Annotated in this window: 19 protein-coding genes and 4 tRNA genes; 9 read left to right on the forward strand and 14 right to left on the reverse strand. The window is 39.6% G+C overall.

The window, feature by feature from the left end; genetic code table 11:
* Positions 1–93 precede the first annotated feature (93 nt).
* The 6 genes from ACXJIN_RS02695 (at position 94) to ACXJIN_RS02720 (ending at position 7,706) form a co-directional block, all read left to right on the forward strand.
* Positions 94–1,788 (forward strand): outer membrane protein assembly factor BamB family protein, encoded by a 1,695-nt coding sequence (locus ACXJIN_RS02695; RefSeq protein WP_456399260.1) that lies wholly within the window; start codon positions 94–96, stop codon positions 1,786–1,788.
* Positions 1,789–2,013: 225 nt separating this feature from the next.
* Positions 2,014–2,703 carry a hypothetical protein gene (locus ACXJIN_RS02700; protein WP_456399261.1) on the forward strand — a complete coding sequence of 230 codons (690 nt, stop codon included), beginning with the start codon at positions 2,014–2,016 and terminating at the stop codon, positions 2,701–2,703.
* Positions 2,704–2,784: 81 nt separating this feature from the next.
* Positions 2,785–3,453, forward strand: a complete 669-nt coding sequence (locus ACXJIN_RS02705) for a hypothetical protein (protein WP_456399262.1) — start codon at positions 2,785–2,787, stop codon at positions 3,451–3,453.
* A 65-nt stretch (positions 3,454–3,518) separates the two neighbouring features.
* The gene (locus ACXJIN_RS02710; RefSeq protein WP_456399263.1) at positions 3,519–5,165 is read left to right on the forward strand and encodes a hypothetical protein; all 1,647 of its coding nucleotides are present in this window, start codon (positions 3,519–3,521) and stop codon (positions 5,163–5,165) included.
* Position 5,166: 1 nt separating this feature from the next.
* Entirely contained in the window at positions 5,167–6,309 is a 1,143-nt protein-coding gene (locus ACXJIN_RS02715) for a type II secretion system protein GspD (protein WP_456399264.1), read from the forward strand.
* Positions 6,306–7,706 (forward strand): hypothetical protein, encoded by a 1,401-nt coding sequence (locus ACXJIN_RS02720; protein WP_456399265.1) that lies wholly within the window; start codon positions 6,306–6,308, stop codon positions 7,704–7,706. The genes ACXJIN_RS02715 and ACXJIN_RS02720 overlap by 4 nt, the downstream gene beginning before the upstream one ends.
* Positions 7,707–7,774: 68 nt before the next feature.
* Here ACXJIN_RS02720 and ACXJIN_RS02725 read toward each other — a convergent pair whose 3' ends face one another.
* From ACXJIN_RS02725 to ACXJIN_RS02780, 12 genes are all read right to left on the reverse strand, one after another.
* Complete coding sequence (locus ACXJIN_RS02725; RefSeq protein WP_456399266.1) at positions 7,775–9,118, reverse strand: MATE family efflux transporter; 1,344 nt, start codon at positions 9,116–9,118, stop codon at positions 7,775–7,777.
* On the reverse strand, positions 9,111–10,004 hold the full coding sequence (gene ribF / locus ACXJIN_RS02730; protein WP_456399267.1) for a riboflavin biosynthesis protein RibF: 894 nt from the start codon (positions 10,002–10,004) through the stop codon (positions 9,111–9,113). The genes ACXJIN_RS02725 and ribF overlap by 8 nt, the downstream gene beginning before the upstream one ends.
* Positions 10,001–10,924, reverse strand: coding sequence for a tRNA pseudouridine(55) synthase TruB (gene truB, locus ACXJIN_RS02735; protein WP_456399268.1), 924 nt, complete (start codon positions 10,922–10,924; stop codon positions 10,001–10,003). The genes ribF and truB overlap by 4 nt, the downstream gene beginning before the upstream one ends.
* Positions 10,896–11,270, reverse strand: a complete 375-nt coding sequence (gene rbfA / locus ACXJIN_RS02740; protein ID WP_456399269.1) for a 30S ribosome-binding factor RbfA — start codon at positions 11,268–11,270, stop codon at positions 10,896–10,898. Before rbfA ends, truB begins: the two co-directional genes overlap by 29 nt.
* 162 nt (positions 11,271–11,432) lie before the next feature.
* Positions 11,433–11,798, reverse strand: coding sequence for a PadR family transcriptional regulator (locus tag ACXJIN_RS02745; RefSeq protein WP_456399270.1), 366 nt, complete (start codon positions 11,796–11,798; stop codon positions 11,433–11,435).
* Positions 11,791–13,062, reverse strand: a complete 1,272-nt coding sequence (locus ACXJIN_RS02750) for a sensor histidine kinase (protein ID WP_456399271.1) — start codon at positions 13,060–13,062, stop codon at positions 11,791–11,793. Before ACXJIN_RS02750 ends, ACXJIN_RS02745 begins: the two co-directional genes overlap by 8 nt.
* Positions 13,059–13,778, reverse strand: coding sequence for a winged helix-turn-helix domain-containing protein (locus ACXJIN_RS02755; protein WP_456399272.1), 720 nt, complete (start codon positions 13,776–13,778; stop codon positions 13,059–13,061). Before ACXJIN_RS02755 ends, ACXJIN_RS02750 begins: the two co-directional genes overlap by 4 nt.
* Positions 13,779–13,799: 21 nt before the next feature.
* A complete protein-coding gene (locus tag ACXJIN_RS02760) occupies positions 13,800–15,341 on the reverse strand; it encodes a radical SAM protein (protein WP_456399273.1) in 1,542 nt (513 codons plus the stop codon).
* A complete protein-coding gene (gene ftsH, locus ACXJIN_RS02765) occupies positions 15,307–17,199 on the reverse strand; it encodes an ATP-dependent zinc metalloprotease FtsH (protein WP_456399274.1) in 1,893 nt (630 codons plus the stop codon). Before ftsH ends, ACXJIN_RS02760 begins: the two co-directional genes overlap by 35 nt.
* The gene (tilS, locus tag ACXJIN_RS02770; RefSeq protein WP_456399275.1) at positions 17,192–18,586 is read right to left on the reverse strand and encodes a tRNA lysidine(34) synthetase TilS; all 1,395 of its coding nucleotides are present in this window, start codon (positions 18,584–18,586) and stop codon (positions 17,192–17,194) included. The genes ftsH and tilS overlap by 8 nt, the downstream gene beginning before the upstream one ends.
* A gap of 63 nt (positions 18,587–18,649) precedes the next feature.
* A tRNA-Thr gene (locus tag ACXJIN_RS02775) sits at positions 18,650–18,725 on the reverse strand.
* A gap of 116 nt (positions 18,726–18,841) precedes the next feature.
* Positions 18,842–20,911, reverse strand: a complete 2,070-nt coding sequence (locus ACXJIN_RS02780) for a phospholipase D-like domain-containing protein (protein WP_456399276.1) — start codon at positions 20,909–20,911, stop codon at positions 18,842–18,844.
* A 121-nt stretch (positions 20,912–21,032) separates the two neighbouring features.
* Here ACXJIN_RS02780 and ACXJIN_RS02785 point away from each other — a divergent pair.
* From ACXJIN_RS02785 to ACXJIN_RS02795, 3 genes are all read left to right on the forward strand, one after another.
* Positions 21,033–21,121, forward strand: a tRNA-Leu gene (locus ACXJIN_RS02785).
* 11 nt (positions 21,122–21,132) lie between these two features.
* A tRNA-Met gene (locus ACXJIN_RS02790) sits at positions 21,133–21,209 on the forward strand.
* Positions 21,210–21,240: 31 nt separating this feature from the next.
* A tRNA-Met gene (locus ACXJIN_RS02795) sits at positions 21,241–21,317 on the forward strand.
* 152 nt (positions 21,318–21,469) lie between these two features.
* On the opposite strand, the gene ACXJIN_RS02800 is transcribed toward ACXJIN_RS02795, so the two are convergent.
* Positions 21,470–21,655, reverse strand: coding sequence for a hypothetical protein (locus tag ACXJIN_RS02800; protein ID WP_456399277.1), 186 nt, complete (start codon positions 21,653–21,655; stop codon positions 21,470–21,472).
* Positions 21,656–21,686: 31 nt separating this feature from the next.
* Positions 21,687–21,839, reverse strand: coding sequence for a transposase (locus ACXJIN_RS02805; RefSeq protein ID WP_456399278.1), 153 nt, complete (start codon positions 21,837–21,839; stop codon positions 21,687–21,689).
* Positions 21,840–22,060 lie beyond the last annotated feature (221 nt).

Consider the following 22,060-nt stretch of genomic DNA (forward strand, 5'->3'; position numbering starts at 1 on the left):
CTATCAGTTGACACGTGGAATAGGCAACCATTCATTGAAATTGTGGATAGGTGTGAACGTAAGAGATTTCACAAAAAGAGGACGGTATACGGGATGGATACAAATCTCAATAGCTCAGGTTCCATGAAAAAAACCATTTTAATTACCGCTCCTGCGGTAATTTTTTTCGTGTTGATACTGTCTGGATGTTCCCTTATATTCCAGTCTCCTGAAAGCCCTTTAAGTCCTTCGCCTTCAAACGGGGCAACGAATGTTTCGATTGATATCTACCTAAGGTGGAAAGGACAAAATGGAGTGAAATATCATCTTTATTTTGGTAACTCCTCAAATCTACCTTTAGTCGCCACAAATCTTACAGCATCTGAGTATGTTCCTTCCACTCCGTTGAATTTTTCCAAGACTTACTATTGGAAAGTGAAAGCAAAAAACATTTCAGGAGAAAAAACAAGTCCTCTTTGGCATTTCACCACTCAAAATGCGCCTATTCTCACAACACCTTCTTCGCTCAAAAAAGAGTGGATAGGTTCAAACGCTGTTTCAATTTCTTTCAAAGATAATTCAAACAACGAGAATGGATTTGTTCTTGAACGTTCGGAAGATGATGTTTCTTTTTCAGCAATAGCCACCTTGGATCAAAATATAACATCTTATATTGATGTATATGTATCAGCAAACAAAGACTATTTTTACAGGGTTTACGCTTTTAACGATTTTGGAAGTTCAGGATTTTCCAACGAAATACACGTTAAAACGTTGAGTGCAAGTGCTGGAAATTTGAAATGGAAATTCAAGTCTGATGGAAAAGTTCGCTCAAATCCAGCATTGGATTCATCTGAAACGGCGTATTTTTTGTCTCAAGATGGTAATCTTTACGCTGTTAGAAAAAATGGCGTCCTAAAATGGAAACGAAATATCGGATTGGCGAGTTCTTCACCTTCATTAAGCAATGATACGGTATACATAGGGAACGATCAAGGAACACTTTACGCTTTTAATTTAGATGGAAATTTGAAATGGAAAAACTTTTTCTCTTCTGCACTTTCCTGCGTTTCCATTGGAGAAAACGGAACTCTTTACGTTCGAGCGGGAACTTTTCTTTATGCTGTTGATAATGACGATGGAACCGTGATGTGGAAGTATGAGATAGGAAGCGCTTTTTCTGGTCCAAGTATAGGAAAAAGTGGAACAATTTACATTGGAGGAGGAGATTGGTACCTTTACGCCATAAATCATAATGGAACCCTGAAGTGGAAGTATAAAACCGGAGTTATCTTCTCCATGCCTTTGGCATCACATCCCAGTGTGGATGAAGAAGAGAACATCTACATAGAAGGAGCAGATTGGCATCTTTATTCCGTAAAAGAAAATGGAACTTTGAAATGGAAGTACAAAAGCTCTTCCCTTAAAAACTTTGCCAGCCCATCTTTGGATGCGAGTCATAACGTTTACATGTTAAAAAGTGATGGCAGTTTAGCGGTGGTGAAAAGCGATGGAACTTTGAATTGGTTGTACACATCGAATGAGCTTTTAACATCTCCAACAATTGGAAAGAATGGTGAAATATACATGGGAGGGGCAAATGGGTTGTACGTAATTAAAAAAGGCGCATTGAAGTGGAAATATCTTACGGATAACGTATATTCAAATCCAGTTTTAAAAGATGGGATAGTTTACTTTGGAAGCGATGATGGATATTTGTATGCTATCCACGCATCTTCCGTTGAAATGATGGATTCTCCTTGGCCCATCTTCAATCACGACATGTATAGAAGCGGAAGGGAAAGGTAATTTGGAAAGAGCCTTCCAATTTTGAAAGCATCTTCGACACGTAGAAATTAGCTTCTTATAAAAGAAATGCTTTTCATGAAATTCACCTGTAAATCTATGATTTCAAGCGAAAAAATGAAGTGAAGAGTTTGGCATGAAATACGCTAAGTAAAGTGAAGAGCCTTTTGAGCGGCCGATCAAAAGGCAAAATGGAAAACTTTTTGCACCTGAAAGGGGTGATAGGTAATGAGAAAAGTGATACTTTTGAGTATAATGGCTATCTTCATTTTAGGCTCGATGACGGTTATGGGTGGAAACATGAAAATTTTCCAATGGACGCCTTCAGCTTCTCCGGCAGCCTGGACGGAAATAACCAATGATGTACTTGCAGATGCGACGGGCTCCGATGCCTGGGGATTCACGATGCAGGCTTTCCCAACTAACGGTTTTGAATATGACAACAAGACGTGGATAGCGCTTGACGAGTTAACTCAACTTGGTAGGGTAACGTGGAACTTGCATGTAAGTCAGTGGGTATACGTAAGAATTGGTTACACCGATTTCAACATGCATGTGGATATGCCTGGAATATACACAGTTGATGACTTACAATTTCAAATAATAAGCAACGGTGGAGTATACGTTCACTTCGCTTCTGGAGGGGATCTGCTTAACAGTGATAATGGTGCGACAATACCAACCTACCTTTCATATCAAAGCGATCAAGATACAAATCCGGATGCTCCATGGACAGGAACTTGGACAAGGATCACCGATATTCCTGATGAGGATAACGCGTTCATACTAGCCGGTGACAACGAATGTGGAAGTCTCGATACAACGTACTACATCTGGTTTGGATTCGATGTCGGCGCCACCACCTGCAAAGGTGACTACATGACTTACGTTGACACTTTCATACAACCAGCTCCATGATCGAATGGTTAAAGTGTTAAGAGAGCCCTTCATAAGGGCTCTCTTTTCCAACAACGCAACGCCTGTGGGGGGTGAATGGTAATGAAGAAAATGGTCTTGACATTTTTAAGTTTGATGGCGTTCTCAACTTTTATGTTAGCTTTGAATCCTCCAGTTAGAATACCAATTTACAGATTTAAAACTCCAACAGGTTGGACAGAGGAAACAAATCCGACGTTGGCAAATGCGACAGCTACGAACGAATGGAATAGCGATGGATACGTTGCCCTATTATCAACCTACCAAACTTCAAAAATAAATTGGGAACTAAACGTAAGCCAATGGATATACGTGAATATCAAATATCTGGAATTCAATATTCATGTGAACATGCCAGGAGATTACACAATTGATAATCTCGATATCAGCGTGAAGACCAACGGGAAAGTTAAAGTGTACATGGGTACCCCAGGAGATCTAAGCGATGGAAACGGTCATTCAATTCCAACGTGGATAGGTTACGTGGAAAATCAAAATGAAACAATGCTTCCAAAGCTTGGAGAAACAAACGTAAATTTCTCATGGTTGAGAATGGGAGAGCTTCCAGACGAAAACAACCCCATTACCATTCTGAATCCGTGCGGTACAATTCATCCATGTGGACTTGGAACAAAAACGTACCAAGTATGGTTTGGATTCAAAATAAACAGTAATACATGCAAAGGAACATATTCAACGTATTTAGACATTTTTATTCAACCAGAACCATAAAGTTATTAAAAGAAGGTAAAAAAAGAGAAAACCTTCTTTGAAATTCCAAAAAAGGGGTGAGAAAGATGAAAAAGATGATTGCGTTCTTCGTACTGCTTGCCACGATTATTTCTTCGATTTCGTTCGCAGCGGCGTACAATTTGGGATTAAGCCCATTGAAATCGGAATTGATAATGTATCCCGGTGAAACCCAAGAATACGATCTGCGTTTGATGAACGGCACGCTGTCAGACGTAGATTACCAACTTGAAGTTGGTTCTTTCAAGTTGAATGAAAATGGAAAATACATCTACTTAAAAAAGGAAGACGAATACGCCTTTTCGGCGGCAAAGTGGGCCAAATTCGAATTGGATACCGACCACATACTCGTTGAGGCTCTGGGACAGAAAAAAATAAAGGTTAAAATCACAGTGCCGAGAAATCTGAAGCATGGTGGTGATTACTACGCCATGTTGTGGGCGAACTTTGTGCCAGCCGAGCAAAACAAAACAAGAGAAGCAAGCGGCGCTGCTATTTCAATAGAAAGGCGATTTAGATTCGGAAGCATTCTACACATAACGGTTAAGGGAAGGGCTGCAAGATCGAAACTTGAAATTGAAAAAATCAACATCGTGAATTTCGATGAAATTTCCACTTCTACGCGGAGAGGACTCGAGCTCGATGTATTCTTGAAGAATACGGGCGATTTATCGTACAGACCTGAAGGAAATTTCATGATAACCTCTCCCGATAGAAAAGTTTGGGGTAGAGGAAAGCTTAAAATGGATCAAACAGATCTCGTAATGCCAGCTACCGTGAGAAAGATGTACGCCGTTTACGATAGGAGCTTGCCGGCTGGCGAATACATGGCAAATGTAAGCGTTAAATCCGGAAAGCGTTACATAGGACAAAAGAAATACAAGTTCTTCATAAAGGCTTCCACTGCAACGGCAAAATTACTCGGCGTGAATTTCAAGTTAAAGCCTTCTCAGATAATCACAGAGGCAAAAGCCGGGTACACTCAAATGAACAAAATAGAGGTGTTCAACAGGGAATTCACCACTATAAATGCCAACCTCTCAGCCGTCTCCCTTTCAATGGAAGAAGACGGACAATTCATTTACGGAACGGCCACTTTGAAAGATGTAAAGATATATCCTTCAAAATTTTCCCTGAGAGAAGATCAAAAAAGGATCGTACCGTTTTCCTTAAGAATTCCAAGAGAAATGAAAGGACAGGAAGTTTTTGCGATAAAAGTGGAAGCTTCCTTAAAAAATTCGCCAGAAAATAAAAGCGTTTTGTACGTTCCTGTCTTTATGAGATTAAGTGGAAGCACAAAATACGGTTTTGAAATAGAAAAAGTGAAAAAGATATTCGAGTTCCCAGCAACGACAACTAAAAAGGCCACCATGCTGGTAAGAATTTGGTTTAAAAATACAGGCAACGCTTTTACGAATTTCAATCTCACTTACGATCTTGTCGATCCAGATGGAAATTACCTAACAAATCAAGCTAAAAGAGTTTCAGATAGGGGGTTTTTGATACTTCCGAATTTTGAAAGATATGTGGACATAGATCTTGGTGATTACAAATTCAAGAAAGCCGGGACATATTCAATACCTTTTATACTGACATACAAAGGTAACAATAATAAGGAAAAAAGAATGAAGATGAGGGTGAGAATTGAAATTACAGAGAAAGAAATACAAAAAATGGTAGAAGGGACGATCTGAAATGAGAAAAACGTATATGTTGATGATGCTTTTGCTCATAATTGCAACTTTGTCTTTAGGGCAAAAACTCATAAACGAATCTTTTTTTGAAATGGACTTGCGCCAAGCTCTCAACCAGCTCGCGTATGATACCGGTGAGACCATAATAGCTGACGATCTGGTCGGGGGATACGTCACGATGGATCTTAAAGATGTAACCTTAGAAAGGGCTTTAGATCTACTTCTTTTGTCTGGAGGTTTTTCATGGACGAAAATTGATGGCGTTTACTATGTGTCCCTGGCAACGCCGGACAGCGATAAGTTCATGTACTTTTCCATAACGAAAGAGTACCATTCGAAGAATTACAAATCTTCCGATTTGGTCTCTTTGTTACCTCAATACATGAGAAAATACGTGAACATCGCAGCGGGTGATCCTTACGCTTTAACCATTAACGCTCCCAAAGAAATGGCAGACAAGATATCTTCTTTAATCAACAAAATAGACAAACCAAAAAGGGAGTTAAACGTGGAAATCACCATAGTCGAAGTTAGTGAATCCGTTTTTCAAAAGTGGGAAAGGGAGTGGGGATATTCATCCATGACCGGAACTTCCAATTCCTTTTCCATCACGGGGGACTGGTTTAAGTTGAACGTTTTAAGCTATTTGGGAAATTTCACTGGAAATTTCAATTTAAATCACACGACAGAGAATTTAAAGGTGCTTTCAGAGTCCACGATTCACATGCTTGATGGGGCTCAATCTAAGTTGTTTTCAAAAACGACGAGAATTTACCAATACACGGAAGGAAACAACACGAAGTATCAAAGTGTTGAAATAGGTGTGGAAACGAACATACTTCCAATGTTTATGGGAGAGAAAGTTGTCCTTAACATCTTACAAACGCTGTACTCGGCTGAAGAGTCTGGTGCCAGTATTCCTTCAAGCGTGAAACAGGGAATACAAACTTCGGTGATAATGGATCAAAACAGCAGAATATCCGTCGCTTCCATAGGGTTTAAAACTCTTGCGAGTGTGGAATCCAAAATCCCCCTTCTTGGAGACATACCGCTCGTTGGAAAACTTTTCACGCAGTTGAGCTACAAAAACGTGCGAAAAAGAATCGTGCTTTTTGTGGCCTTGAAGGGTGGTGATGGGAAATGAAAAAAACTTTTACTATTGCAATAATTTTAATTTTAGCGATATCATCGCTGTCCCTTGCTGCTTCTTTTGATTTCCAAAACACGGATCTCCGAAACGCTTTAGAAGAGATATCGTCTTCGTTCAGCGTGAACATAATAGCTTCTAACGAAGTAAGCGGATTGGTTAACGCTTCTTTCGAGTGCGAAGATGTTGAAGAAGCTTTGAAAAAAGTGCTCTTGGGAACGAATTACTCCTTCGCAAAGGTGAACGGGATTTACTTAGTTGGAGGTATACACTCTCCAGATGAATCTCATTCAATTCTTTTTAAAAGCAGGGTAATTTATCTAAAAGACACTTTTCCATCAACTGTCTATGAGCTCTTGGGTACTCTTTCCAAATACGTGGTTTACTCGCCAAAATCCATGATCATGATCGTTGACGCCGATGAAATGACAACGGAAAAGATAATGAACCTTGTATCTAAAATAGACGTTCCAAATTCAAACAGGTTCTTTTCATACGAAATACACGAGCTTTCAAAAGATGAATACCAACGTTTCAGACAATTTGAAAGTAGTAACAAATCTGGTATTTTCGCTTTTTCAAATTCTTCTTTTGACATCTTCAAAGAGATAGTGGCCATAAATGGGAGTAACGACACGTTTGGAACGGTAGCCTTACCGAAGATTGGAAATATGGAAATATCATCAAGCGATCCATCCATGAAGATAAATGTCGAATCGAGGGAAAGCGTGATATCAGCTATCGTAAAAACGGGTGGAAATGCCATTGCTTTTGAAATGAATGAAAACGAAAACAACCATACGGTTATCTCTCTTAAGGAAGGAAAGAAAAGATTTTTGATTCTGGTAAGCACTTCGAAAACTCCGAAAGATGTTACCGACGCGTTCATGCCAAAACAAAAGAAATACACCACACTTACGTTGATTGGAAAGAATACGATTACCAAAGGCGAATACATGGCAGAGATAACGTATGGGTCCACGGCACTTTCCGTGATAGGAGAAGGTAAAGTAAGTGATTCAACGCCCGTTATTGGAATAGGATTAAAGGCGAATCTCATAGACGAAATGTACGCAACGATGGAATTAAAACTCAAAGGAACGCAGCTGGCTTTGTACGGAAAAATAGAAGACACGACTTCCATAAGCTTCTTCAAACTGCGCGCTTCTTTGGAGCAGGAGTTAACACTTAATGGCTTTGGAGATCTCAACTTCTCATTGGGTGGCGGCATCTCACTTTGGAATATAAACGTATTTGGGGGACTTCAGGGGAATCTTAATTTCGTACAGCCATATGTAGAGGCAGACGCGAGATACGATTGGATGTACGCAACTCTTCTATGGAAATACACAGAAGGTTATACCATTGGAGGTGGTATGATCTTTACATGGTGAGAAAGATCGTCTTTCTCTACCCCTTTTGAGGCCGCGCAAGCGGCCCTTTTTTGACAGAAATCCTAAAATCACACTTCTTGCTCGGCCCATTTTCCCTTTTTTATTTCACAAAGAGACAAGAAAGCCATTACCAAGCTTGAAAGCACAAAGGAAAGCGCCAAAAAAGTCCAGTTGAAATGCAAAAGCGTGAAAAAAGATATCAGTGGAACGAGCACCGCCCAATCAGCGATGATCCCTATAAACATGACCGTTCTGGTCAGTCCACCGCCAATCAGTACACCCCAACTGATCATCGAAAGCATGAAAAACACTTCGTTAATTCCGAAGAATTTCAAGAGTACGCCTCCAATGTTGGCTATATTCTCATGTGGCGTGAAAAAGTAAGAGATCTGTTTTCCGAAAAGGAAAAGAATTACAACGTAGCCGGCTATTAAAAGCTCGCCAATTACGATCGAACTTTTAACACTTTTCCAAGCTCTGTCCTTCTTTCTTGCTCCAAGATTTTGTCCGACCATCGTTGAAGCTGACATGTTCATGGAAAAGCTCAAAGTAAAGGATATGCTTCTTATACGATTTGCTATTCCAAGAGCCGCTATTAAAGCCGTTCCATACATAGAGCTTAACCTGAGCACCACGCTGTAAGCAACGTTTTCAGACAGTGTTTCCAAAGTCATCGGAGAGCCAAGACCCAACATTTTCCTTATTATCTCAAGTTTCGGCTTTAAATACTTAAAGGGATTCATTCTCAAATAGCTACTCCTTGAGTTAAGTATTGCAAATCCAACAACGAGCAAGTATATCTCTGAAAGATCCGATGCCAACGCCGCGCCGGCAACTCCCATGTGAAGGGCGTATATGAAAATTGGATCTAATATCATGTTGATAACAGCTGAAATGCCCTGAACCCAAAAGAGTTTATAAGTGTCTCCCGTGGCTCGAAAAGTTGTGAGAAGTGTGTAGCCAGAAAACGAAAAAGGCATAACCCATGATCTCCATTTTAGGTACATCTCACCTTCTCGCAAAACTTCTCCGTTTGCTCCAACCAAAGTGAGAAGTTTTCCCATGAAGAGGTAAACTATCGCTAAAAACAGCAGCGCTAAAACGCTTTTCGCCAGTATCGTTTGGCCAACTACCCACTTTACGCCTTCGTAATCTTTTTCGCCGTACCTCCTTGATATCAACACCACGGAGGCGGTACCAAAGAGATCGTTGAAAATGGAACCGTACCAAAAGACGGCCATGGCCAGTGTAACGCCGGCAATGGCAACGGAACTTATGTGCCCTACCCAAAAGGCATCCACAAGGTCGTACAACGAGGCAAGAAAAGACGCCCCCATCGAAGGAATTGCGAGTCTTAATATCGAAGCCGAAATGGAAGAAGAGGTGTAATCAAAGCGTTTTTTCTCACACATCTCCGTTTTTGATCATATTTTTTGCCCTCTTTACATCATTTGAAATAGCGTCTTTCAAAGACGAAATGGAGGGATATTTCTTCTCCTCACGCAAAAAATCGATAAGTTCCAAACGCAGATGTTTCCCGTTAAGATCTAAGTTTTTATCTATGAAGTAAACTTCGTATGAGACATCTTTTTTGTTTCCATCTATTGTAGGTCTCTTTCCAATATTAAGGAGGCCATATATCATTTCACCATTTATTTCTGACTTTACAAGGTAAACTCCATATTTTGGCACTATCAGCATTGGAGAGGGCCTTTTTAAATTTGCGGTTGGAAAGCCAAGTTTAGATCCTATACCTCTTTCTCTAAAAACCGTTCCTCTTATGCAAAAATATCTCCCCAAATACGAAGAAGCCCTTCGCGGTCTTCCCATTTTCAATTCATATCTTATCAAGCTACTGCTTACTCTGTTTCCATCTTTCACTATTTTAGGTATCACGTCCACATTGAAATTCAATTTATCTGACAAGTTTTCCAGCATTTTGGTGTCTCCAAGAGCGCCTTTGCCAAATCTGAAATCATGTCCAACATGGATGCTTTTCACACCAAAATCTTCAATTAAACTCTTTATGAAGGAGTAAGCGTCAACGTTCATGAGTTCGTGGAGATCTTTTACCATTGTCTCTTCTATTCCCAGCTTTTTTAGCAATTCGGTCCTTTCATCTGTGGTGGTTAAGAGACCATCGAATTTTTCAGGATGACTCATGGCCTTATACGGAATGGCAAAAATCATAGCAGTTGAAACGAGATTATGTTTTTTCGCACACTCAACGGTCTTTTTCGCTATGTAAGAATGGCCAACGTGTACGCCATCGAAAACTCCTATGGTTATGCTTCTCAATTGAACACCTTCTTTGGTCGCAGAATCGCTTCGTCTTTTTCTTGCCTTTTCAGCGTTGAAATAAAGGAAGACCTTCTTTCGGTAATAGAAAGCGCCAAAAGTTTTCCATTTTCATCCACTACTCTTACGAGTTCTCCTTTTTCAAAATTTTCAAAGTCTTTTAATTCTCCAACTTTTACTTTTTGACCGTCTAACACTTTTTTCACAGCATCGGAAAGGACGACGACCTTTTTGAAGAACTTTTCCGTGATCTCTTCTAAAGAAAGCACCACATCTTCTTTTAACTCTTTAATATCGTAAACGTTTATTGCCCCTTCGAGTGAAAAAGGACCTATTGAAGTTCTTTTAAGCTCTTGGGCCATCGCTCCACACCCGATTTTCATTCCGATATCCCTGCACAACGCCCTTATATACGTTCCTTCAGAGACGTCTGCCGAAAAGTAAACGTACGGAAGTTCTATCTTTTCAACGTTCAAAGAGTGGATCTTAACCAATTTTGGAGGCATCGTTATGACTTTGCCCTGCCTTGCCAATTCGTACAACTTCACACCTTTGTACTTTTTTGAAGAATACATTGGCGGAACCTGATAATATTCCCCAACAAACGATTTCATAACTTCAATGATTTTTTCCGCATCGACATTTACGGCGTGTTCTTCCACCACTTTACCTTCTCTATCAAAGGTGTCGGTAACAACGCCTAATTTCATAACGACTTCATAAGTCTTTTTTTGGTGGAGCAAATACTCTAACAGTCTTGTCCCCTTTCCAATTCCAACTAGCAAGAGACCTTCCGCAAAAGGATCCAGCGTGCCAGCGTGGCCTACTCTCTTCATAGAAGTTAGTTTTCTCACCCGGTTTACAACATCATGCGACGTTGGACCGGATGGCTTATTTACTTTTATTATTCCGCTCTTCATCATATTTTTTTATCTTCTTGAATATTTTCTCCAATTCAAAAGCGCCTTCTATACCCCTATCGTTTATCAAAGTTAATTCAGGCGCTTTAAAAGTTCTTATGTTCTTTGCAACGTTGGTTTTCAAGTATCCTTTTGCCCTTTCAATAACTTCAAAAATCCCTTCCCTTTTTTCTTCATTTTTTTCAAAAACGCTTATGTAAACCTTGGCATATCTCAAATCTTTTGAAAGCTCTACTCGCGTAACGGAAACTAACCCCTCTAACCGTGGATCTTTCATATTTCTAATGGCTTCAGAGATCACGCGTTTCATCTCCGCCTCCATCATTTCTCTTCTGTACATTCCCATCGCTCACAACTCCTCTTTAAACTCATTCGGCCTCCGAATTATATCATAATAAATGAACGGTTCTCAGTAACACACACTCGCGGTTTACCGATACCGTTCAGCTATTTACAAATTCATACGAATTAAAGTGAATTTTGCGAAAGCAAAAAGTAAGAAAATTTATCAGGAAAAGCTTTTATCGTAGAAATCTATAAATTCGTCTATACGCTTTTTAAGTTCTTTTAACTGTTTTACGTAGTTTTGAAGATAATCTTCACCTAAAGCCGTTATTTTGTAGACCCTTCTTGCAGCCCCTTTACTTTGAGTGTGCCATGTGGAAATCACCAATCCTTCGTCTTCCATTTGACGCAGGAGCCTGTAAAGGGTTCCCATCTGGCCTATCCCAGAAAAGTTTACATCAAAATCTTGCATAGAATGCGTTAGATCATACCCATGTGATGGATTTTTAGAAAGGAGAAGCAACACGTATCCTTTCAGCCATTTTCCGGAACCTAAGGCTCTTCCCATTCCCTGTCTTCTTCTACGCATTATCACTTATCTCCTTGATCAAAGGAAGATGTATCTTGAATTCAGTTCCTTTCCCTTCTTCGCTTGAAACTTCTATTCTTCCATTGTGTTTATCCACTATCATTTTAACAATGGAAAGACCTAAACCTGTTCCTCCTACCTTCCTTGATCTGGCTTTGTCTACTCTATAGAATCTATCAAACAACCTTGGAATGGCTTTTTCTGGAATACCAGGACCCGTGTCTTTAATACTAAGAGTACACTCCCCATCATCTACCTCACAGGAAAGGTGAACATGTTTTTCACCTTTTTCCTTTTGAGAGGTGTATTTTATGGCGTTATCCGTAAGATTTAAAACGGCTTGAACTAACCTGTCGAAATCGCCATTCACCGTGGCTTCCGTATCGCACGAAATGCTTACGTTCACGCCCAAACTTTCTGATAATGGTTTTACAATTCTTGAAACGTACCTTACGACCTCCGCTATACTTGTTTCTTCAAAGTTGAAAGTGGTCTTGTTTTCCTCCATTTTCTGAAGATCCAGGAGATCACTTATGAGTCTGCTCATTCTCGCTGATTCTGCTTCTATTATGCTGAGAAAATGACGCGTCATTTCCACATCGCTGAAATCATCGTTTAAAAGTGTTTCGGCGTAACCATGAATAGACGTTAAAGGTGTCTTCAATTCGTGCGAGACGTTAGATATAAACTCACGCCTCATCGCATCCAGTTCTCTTTCTTTGGTAACGTCTTTCATCAATATTATAAGAACTTCCTCGTCTTCTGAAAGGGTAACGGTAATGGCATCACACTTCACGTATCGCTTTTGGGGATAGAGAATGGTTATTTCTTCTGAATCCCTGCTGAAAGATTTCAAATTCTTATCGGCAAAATCCAACAAATCGTAATTGTCAATCAATTCAACGAGTTTTTTTCCTTCTGTTTCTTCATTTATGCCAAAAATCTCCCGCGCCGCTGAATTGTCCATCAAAACTTTTCCCGAGCGATCTAATATGATTATTCCATCATTTATGTTTTGAATAATGGCTCTCATGTTTTCCCGACTGCGAATCGCTTCTTCATACTTGCTGACGAGATCGTGCTTCATGCTCTTCAAGACATCCAAAATTTTTATTATAGGTATCTCCTCGCCAGCAATGGTGTAAGAAATATCCTTAAAAATCGCCTTAACTTGCTTTAATCTCCAGTAAAAAACGCTCGCCAGTACAAATCCTACTGCGCTCACACAAGATAAGGCGATTATCAAAAAAGTCAGAGAGCTCACTCCTCACTGCCCGGATCTTTAAATTTATAACCCTTTCCTCTAACGGTTATTATGTACTTTGGATTTGAAGGATCTTCTTCAATTTTCGTTCTGAGTCTGCGTATGTGAACGTCAACGGTTCTGGTATCACCGTAGTAATCGTATCCCCATAGAGTATCCAAGAGCACGTCTCTGCTGAAAACTTTTCCTTTGTTTTCTGCTAGGAATCTTAAGAGATCGAATTCCAAAGGCGTGAGATTAACCATTTCTCCTCTTACCTTAACTTCGTATTTTTCCAAATCGATGTCCAAATCTTTAGCCGTGATCTTCTTGGGTTTTTCTTCACTCTTTTTCAGAGTCTGATCTGTTCTTCTGAAAATAGCTTTTATCCTTGCAAGAAGTTCTCTAACACTGAACGGCTTCGTTATGTAATCATCAGCACCAAGTTCAAGCCCGAGCACTCTGTCGAACTCTTCTCCTTTCGCCGTTAAGAAGATAACAGGTTTATCCCTATTTTTCTCCCCACTTCTCAGAGTTCTCACAAGTTCGAATCCGTCCATTCCAGGAAGCATGACGTCTATTATGAAAAGGTCTATATCACTTTCATTTATCATTTCAAGGGCCTTTTCAGCGTCATAAGCTTTCAGCACGTCGTAACCTTCCTTTTTCAAATTGTAGCTGACAAGTTCCACTATCGAAGGTTCATCATCAACAACCAATATTCTTTTTTTTGCCATTTTGTTCCCTCCTTGTTTCGGTTATTTTTTACCTTGAACGTCTATCTCATTGTTCAAACTATTTAATTTCAAACACAACCCCTTTTGAAGCGTGAAAAAAGTATCGTTCACGGCGTTAACATACCTCCACTCCTCAACATCAGATTCCCAGTTTCTCTCCACCTCCTTCAAAATATCGGCTGGTTTTTCCGACTCCACAAGAATAAAAGATAAATCCTTTGTGGCTGTGGAAACCACCCATTGATACCTTGAAAGACGCACACTTTCGAATTTGTAACGCACTCTTAGTTTTCTAAAATTACTCTCTAAATAACGTTTTTTCTCTTTTAACTCTTTAATTGACAACATTTGAAATGATTCAAAAGGTGTCCATGGCTTAGGTATGAATGGGTTAAGACTTATGTACGGAGTTATTCCATTTCTTTTCACTTCTTTTACTATTTCAATTATACCATTCAAATCTTCTTCTTTTTCCGTTGGTAAACCATACATAAAATAAAGTTTTACGCGCTTAAGACCACCACTTTTGACATATCTTATGGCTCTTGCAATATCATCATCTGAAATATTTTTGTAGATCACATCTCTCATTCTCTGTGTGCCCGCTTCTGGAGCTAACGTGATCTCTTTGTCACCGAGCGCTAAAAGAGTTTCTATCAAATGTGGTGTCAATGAGTCTAAGCGCAAAGATGAAACGCTCAAACTCTTAATTCTCTCTTTTAACCACTCTAAAAGTTCGTCTAAGAAAGGATAATCGGAAACGGTCGCGGCTACAAGGCCTACATTTTTGGTGTATTTCAAAGCTTTTTCCAGGCGCTTCTTTACTTCTTTCAAGCTCATAAATCTTGCCGGCCTGTAAACATACCCCGCCACACAAAATCTGCATCCGCGCGTACAACCTCTTTCAATTTCCAAAAGGTATCTTTTCCCAAAAGCCCCTTGCTTTGACAAAATAGAAGATTCCGCTAAAGAATGGTCTAAATTTTTGAGTCTAACCACTTCTACATTTTTTTTGTCGCTCACAGACGGAAGTGAAAGGCATTCAAAAGCGTTTAATTTTTCTAGTAAATGTTGTCCGCGAAAGCCTTCTTGCCAAAGTTCTCTCAATTTATCAAAAAAAGCTTCACATCCTTCAAGCTCTCCATGAAATATCACATCTGCGACTGACCAAAAAACATTTGGATTAAAAAAAGTCAAAGCTCCGCCAATTATGACTAAAGGGGTTTCATTCCTTTTTTTCAAAGACATTTGAATACCGCTGGCTTTCAAAATACTTAAAACGTTCAAAACGTCGAACTCAAAAGAAATCGAAAAGGCTACGATGTCAAAATCATTCAACCGACGTCCACTTTCAATCGCCCTCATTTCTTTTGAATAAAAAAATCTTTCACAGTCGAACCCTTTTTTTTTCAAAAAAGCGTAAACGGCGTTGAAACCAAGATTCGAAACGGCTGATGCGTAATCGTTAGGGTAAACCAACGCAACAGATGGTTTCCGTCCACCGTGCTCCTTGACAAGTACTACCTCATCAATCGTTTTCTTTTGCTTTGTCGTTCTCTTCATTCACTTCTTCACTTTTTCCATTTCGTCCAAGTTCCCCTTTTAACAACGCATTTAACTCTTCTCCTTCTATTGTTTCCTTTTCGAGAAGCACTTTGGCAATATCGTCCATCTTATCTCTGTACTTCAGGAGAATTTCTTTTGCCTTGTCGTAACACTCTGAAACGATCTTTTTCACTTGAACGTCTATTTCGGAAGCGGTTTCTTCACTGTAATTTCTCATTCGTGATAGCTGTTTACCCAAGAAAACGTTTTCTTCTTCTTCTCCCCACGCTATCGGGCCAATCAAATCGCTCATACCGTATTTACATACCATATCTCGCGCTATTTTGGTTGCCCTTTCAATATCGTTGGAAGCTCCCGTTGTGATCTGGCCGAAAACTATTTCCTCTGCTGCCCTTCCACCGAGCAAACCAGTTATCTTGTCCAAGATTTCTTCCTTTGACATAAGATATTTATCCTGCAAAGGGAGTTGCAACGTAAATCCAAGAGCGTGCATTCCTCTGGGGACTATCGATATTTTATGAACTGGATCTGCGTTTGGAAGAATGGCTCCAACTATCGCGTGACCAATTTCGTGATACGCGACTATCTTTCTTTCTTCTTCGCTGACCACCTTAGACTTTCTTTCGGGTCCGGCTATAACTCTGTCTATTGCCTCTTCAAAATCTTCAAATTCTATTTGGCTTTTTCTCTTTTGTGCCGCCAACAGCGCCGCTTCGTTCACAAGGTTTTCGAGATCAGCTCCCACAAAGCAGGGGGTTTTTAGAGAAAGAATAACGGGATCTACGCGACTGTCTATAGGTTTACCGCGCATGTGAACACGTAGAATAGCTTCTCTTCCCTTTATGTCTGGAGGATCCACCAAAATTTTCTTGTCAAATCTACCTGGTCTGAGCAAAGCGCTGTCCAAAATATCTGGCCTATTCGTGGCAGCCATCACTATCACAGCCGTGTCTTTGTCAAAGCCATCCATTTCAACAAGAAGTTGGTTTAAAGTTTGTTCTCTTTCATCATGTCCACCACCTAAACCAGCGCCTCTCTGCCTTCCAACGGCATCTATTTCATCTATAAACACTATTGAAGGCGAATTTTGCTTTGCTTGGGAAAATAAATCTCTTACCCTTGCCGCTCCGACACCAACGAAAAGTTCAACGAAATCTGAACCGCTTATGTGATAAAAGGGAACGTTGGCTTCGCCGGCAACTGCGCGCGCGAGCAAGGTTTTTCCAGTGCCTGGAGGCCCTACAAGCAAAATACCTTTTGGCATTCTTGCGCCCAAGGTGTTAAAGCTTTGAGGATTCTTAAGGAATTCGACAACCGATCTCAGTTCTTCTTTTGCTTCTTCTACTCCTGCCACATCTCGGAATGTTACCCTTTTAGCGTTTGAATTGTAAATGCGAGCGGGACTTTTTGTGAAGGTAAAAGCCTGTGAACCTCCTCCTCCTCCCATTCTCTTCATCAATACCCACCACAACAAGAAGAAGAGAGCGAGCGGAATAAGAGTACCAAGCACATTTACCCACAGCGAAGAATTCCCCGCCGGCACCGATTTAACATTTATGCCTTTCTTCATCAAATCCTGTACAAAATTGCTACTTGTAAGCAGCCATGGAGCGTAAAGTTCATATTCACCAGTGGCGGTTATAACGTGGGTATCACCATTCCCGTTTATTATAACTTCCTTAACTGGTGTTGGTTGCTCGTTAACCATTGACCAAAACTTCGTGAAATCTATTTGAACAACAGGTGTTGGAGCCGTCCACATGGATCTTATTAGAAAGAATATCAAGATCAATATCAGTACATAAAGCGTTATAGATTTCCAATTTGGCCCGAGCGATCTGTAATTTTTAGGCATGTTTGAAAAAATTACCTCCTTCCTGACTGAGAAACAAAACCTTTTTCGTTTTAGGCGTTACTTTAAAATCTTCTGAAATTCCCACACCTATCATCCATATCATCTTTCCATCATTTTGAGAAACTACAGGATAACACTTTCTCAAAAAAATAGGTACCTTCTTATCCTTTAAAATAGAGTAACCATCTTTAAAATAACTCATTCCGAGCATACGCACACTTTCATCTTTTTTCAATTTTCTTAAAAACAGTGGAAAATTCACTTTATCCGCATCAACTACAGCCTCTTTAATTCCATCACCTACATAACCGTTGTACGTTCTTACTTCAGCCGTTATCGTTAAAGACAGCTCACTTAACGTGGTTTTAAAGCCTAATCTTAGCTCCGTTTCTTTCCATTCTTCAATGACGGGCTTTTTTCCTATCATGAGCGTATCATCGTATTTAAACGCAAAAAAATCATTCCCTAGATTCAACTCTCCGCTTCCATTTTTCTTTATTAGATCCACAAGTGACTTTATTTTAACAGATGAAATTGAAATTTCTCTTGTCCTAAAAACTTCTTTAATTGTCTCTTCCAGCAAAACGCGTTGAACGTCTAAATCTTTCAACTTAAAGAAAATTCTTTCTTTATCATCTACATACGCTTTTTCTAACAGTTTTTTAACCTCAATCAGCATAAAATCCTGGTACCCTTCAAGTATTCGTGTCACCCTACGCACTTTTTCTTCCACATCGGGGCAAAATCCAGACTTTATGAAGGGTATCAATTCATGTCTTATCTTATTTCTGACATACTTTGTATCTTCATTCGTTTTATCCTCAAAAAATCTAAGTCTTCTTATTGTAACATATTCTCTTATGCTTTCTTCATCTAAAAATAAAAAAGGCTTTATGTACTTTCCATTTACACTTCTCATACCGATAAGCCCGCCAACACCGCTACCTCTAAAAAGCCTTATAAAAAAATTTTCAGTTAAATCTGAAAGGTGATGGGCCGTGGCAATTTTGTTCGCTTTGAATCTCTCCATAGCTTCGTCAAAAAATTCATATCTGACTATCCTTGCAGCTTCTTCTAAAGAAAGAGACCTGTGTTTCTTTTGATAATCCGGAACATTTCTTTTTTGCGTGAAGCATTCCATTCCCAGTTCTTTCGCCATGGAACACACCGCCGGCTCTTCTATATAAGCTTCCGGTCTTATCATGTGGTTCAAATGTGCCACGAAGAATGTGGCTTTGAGCTCTGATCGAAGATTTGCAAGAGAGTACATCATCGCCACGGAATCCGCTCCGCCAGAGACTGCAAGCACGATTCTATCGCCAGAAGATATAATTTTTTCATTTCTTATGAGTTTTAAAAGTCTATATTCAAAATTATCAAGCTGCATCTTTTCACCCTTTGCAAACAAATCTCACAAAAACAAACCCAGAGTTAACTCTGGGTTTGTACTTGGAGCCAGCGAAGGGACTCGAACCCCCGACCTACTCATTACGAATGAGTTGCTCTACCGGCTGAGCTACGCTGGCAAATTGCTTTAGCTATTGAATTATACTATATCACACGTTATCAGTCAACTGTCATGGCAAAATTCTATCTATTTAAAATGAAAGTCTTGCCATTCGGCAAGACTTTCAAAACAAACTTACATCTTTTCTATTTCTATTGCGTAAAGTTCGTAAATGTCTTTGTACCTTACGGAAATTCCTACAACTTTGACATTTTTCCCATTAGACGGGACCCTTCCACTTGGGACGTAAATAAACGCCTTTGCCGTACCATCGCTGAGATAAAAACTCTTCTTTTTAGCGCTTACAACTTTTCCACTTACCTGCACAAGCATTTCAGGGTACTTTGAAAGTTCGGAAGCCTTTATCTTTAGTGGCAAGAGAGAATTAACATGCCCAATTACCTTTAAATTCAGGAGATCTATTTCGAAAGAATTATTATAGGATGTAAATGTACCTTTAATTTGAACAACATCTCCTGGCTTTACATTACCGTGCTTCCCATAAATTCTCATTCCATAACCATTTGAATATATGTAAGCATTGGAAGCACTTACCACAGCGCTTACAATTCCAGTAGAAGTTATAGTTTGAGAGTAATACAGCTGAGGATCTTTTCTTAGTCCTTCAATCGATGGGTTGCTTTTTACAGAATTTTTCTTCAAAATGGGTACGTACTCGTTTGCCGTGTAAAAAGCAGTTGGTACAAGCACAACATTTCCATTTACATTCATAACAATTCCTTCAACGTAAACCTCCGTACCACTGGGAACATTCGGGAATGAAGTTCCAAATGAAACTAGCGCCACACTTTCCTTTCCGTTTTCCAAATACGCCCCGTTTTCGCCAAGCCTGAAAATACCCTTCGTTTTAACAACTAAAGCGTTGTATCCTTTAAGATTTGCAATTTCTACATCATACGGTTGAGGCAGTAACGCGTGTGAAACAACTTGTAAAGGAGAAACGACAGATATTTCAAGTTGCCCTTTGTAGGTGTCAACAGATCCGACAATCCTTACTGTATCACCACGTTTTAACGCTGTGTTTTCGGAAACGTGACCCATCCAGAGCATTATTCCGGCAATTTTATTTCCGCTAGGATAAGAAACAAAGATATTCTTTCCAAAAACAGCTTCAACTGTTCCAAGAGTTCTTACCAGTTTATTCATATATGTGTAAGGGGAAGCAACTATTCGTGGAAGCAAAGCTGTTTCAACTTTCATGCTTTTAGAAGAAAGTGGAATTGAGTTATTCCACAATTCATCAAATCTATTTTCTGCCTTAGAGATTAGAGCGTTATTTGAAAGAAAGATACCAACCTCCCTATTCTTGAAAAGAGATGTGTACGAAACGTTTTCAGAACCTATGAAAAGGTAGTTATCGTCCGAAATAATCATTTTTGCGTGAATATACAAAGATTTTGACAATTTAACATTCACGCCTTCTTTTTGCAATTGAGAGAGCGCGTACATGCCTGAGGCGTATTTCGCGCTTGAATACGGTTCAACAAGCTGAACTTTCACTCCGCGTTGTGCAGCGGCTTTTAAAGCGTCAGAAATCACACCTTCAGGAACTTCTTCTTCGCATATTTTCAACACATGCTTGGTATTTTTTATAAGCCATTCAAAATCAGACGCACTATTTGGACTCAAAACGAGATATTCTCTTGGGACAGATCCGGCGGGAATATTATTCCAGTCCGCGTTGAAGACATCATCAAGCGCTTTAACGATCGTCGCATCTTTTGTGAGCACGTTAACTTCAAAATTTTGTGCAATACCATTGTATGTAAGATTAGAAGTACCCATGATCGCTTTAGAATCGTCTGCTATTAAAAACTTCGAGTGATCGTATGAAAATCTTGCAGGAGCCCATCTAACTTTCGCTCCCATAGACTCAAGCTTTTCGTAAGCGTAATCTGCTTGCGCCTGCATGTTATAAGGATGATGAGTTAATATTACCTGTACGTTTACTCCCCTCTCAACGGCCCTATCAACAGCGTTGAAAATGTCTCGAGCAGTCATAACGTAAACTTCGATTTTCAAAGAGCTTTTTGCATTGTTGATGAGATTCAAGAAAGGAGCTTCTCCAGCATCAGGCTCAAAGAAAATGGTAGTTAAATTAGTTGTACTTTTAACTACCGGTTGGGCAAAAATAACTCCAACCAAAACGGCAAGTATGCCCAATACCATTAAACCTTTTCTCACTTTTTTCACCCCCAATAATTTGAAATAGTATTCTATTTTATCACTTAATTTTTTGAGATCAAGAGCATTACAAAAATACCACTTGACATATAACCAATAGTTTGATATCATAAGTAGTGTTGCCGAGGTGGCGGAATTGGCAGACGCAACGGACTTAAAATCCGTTGAGGGTATTCCCTCGTGTCGGTTCGAGTCCGATCCTCGGCACCAATAAAAGTCGGTGCGGGGTGGAGCAGTCTGGTAGCTCGTTGGGCTCATAACCCAAAGGTCGGTGGTTCAAATCCACCCCCCGCTACCAGATTTTTTTGTTATGGGACATTTTTAACTTTGGCGGCGTAGCTCAGTTGGCTAGAGCATACGGTTCATACCCGTAGTGTCCTGGGTTCGACTCCCAGCGCCGCCACCATTTTGCAGCTTACTTATATTTATGGCACAAAGTAGCTCTCTCATTTGTAGGGAGTTTTTTCTTACTTACATCCACGTTTTCACTAAATCCCATTCGATTTTATATAATGCGTGCTTATGTATGATATTAGTTACTCACGTTGTGCGTGAGTGTTAAGTAATTAACCTCACGTCAACAAATCCAGAAAGCAAGCCACTACTCAGCATTAAGTACGCTTCTTTTGATTCGTTGGTCATTGAAATCATGTACGAAATGGCTAAATAGATTAGTTTTTTCATTCCTTCTTCACTTCTTATTGCCAACAATCTCATTATCACTTTAAATACCAAATACGCCACACTTACAATGATCATCCAATGTTCTTGATCTTTACTTTCTCAAGGTACAATCTCCAAGATTGAATCTTTGCTTTGCACTCTTGAAAAATACTTCTATCTTCCATCTGCTCATGTAGTTCTTGACAATTTCTTCCCCGCTCATTTTCAAATCTGTGGATACAAGTGTTATCCTTTTTGAATTCATTTCATACTCAAATTATGCAAGTCGAGTTAAAGAGATAAATATTGGATAACAAGGTCATTGAAAAAGGCATGAAATCCTCCTATAATCGTTGTGAACAAACAAACTCAAAGGAGTGATTCCATGCCCACAACAAATATACCACAAATTCTTTCTTCTATCCTAAAGCCAAATATGTTTTCAAGAAAAGACCAACGTCTCAGAATTATGGCTTATACTCTTGG

The sequence above is a fragment of the Mesoaciditoga sp. genome (assembly GCF_054006115.1).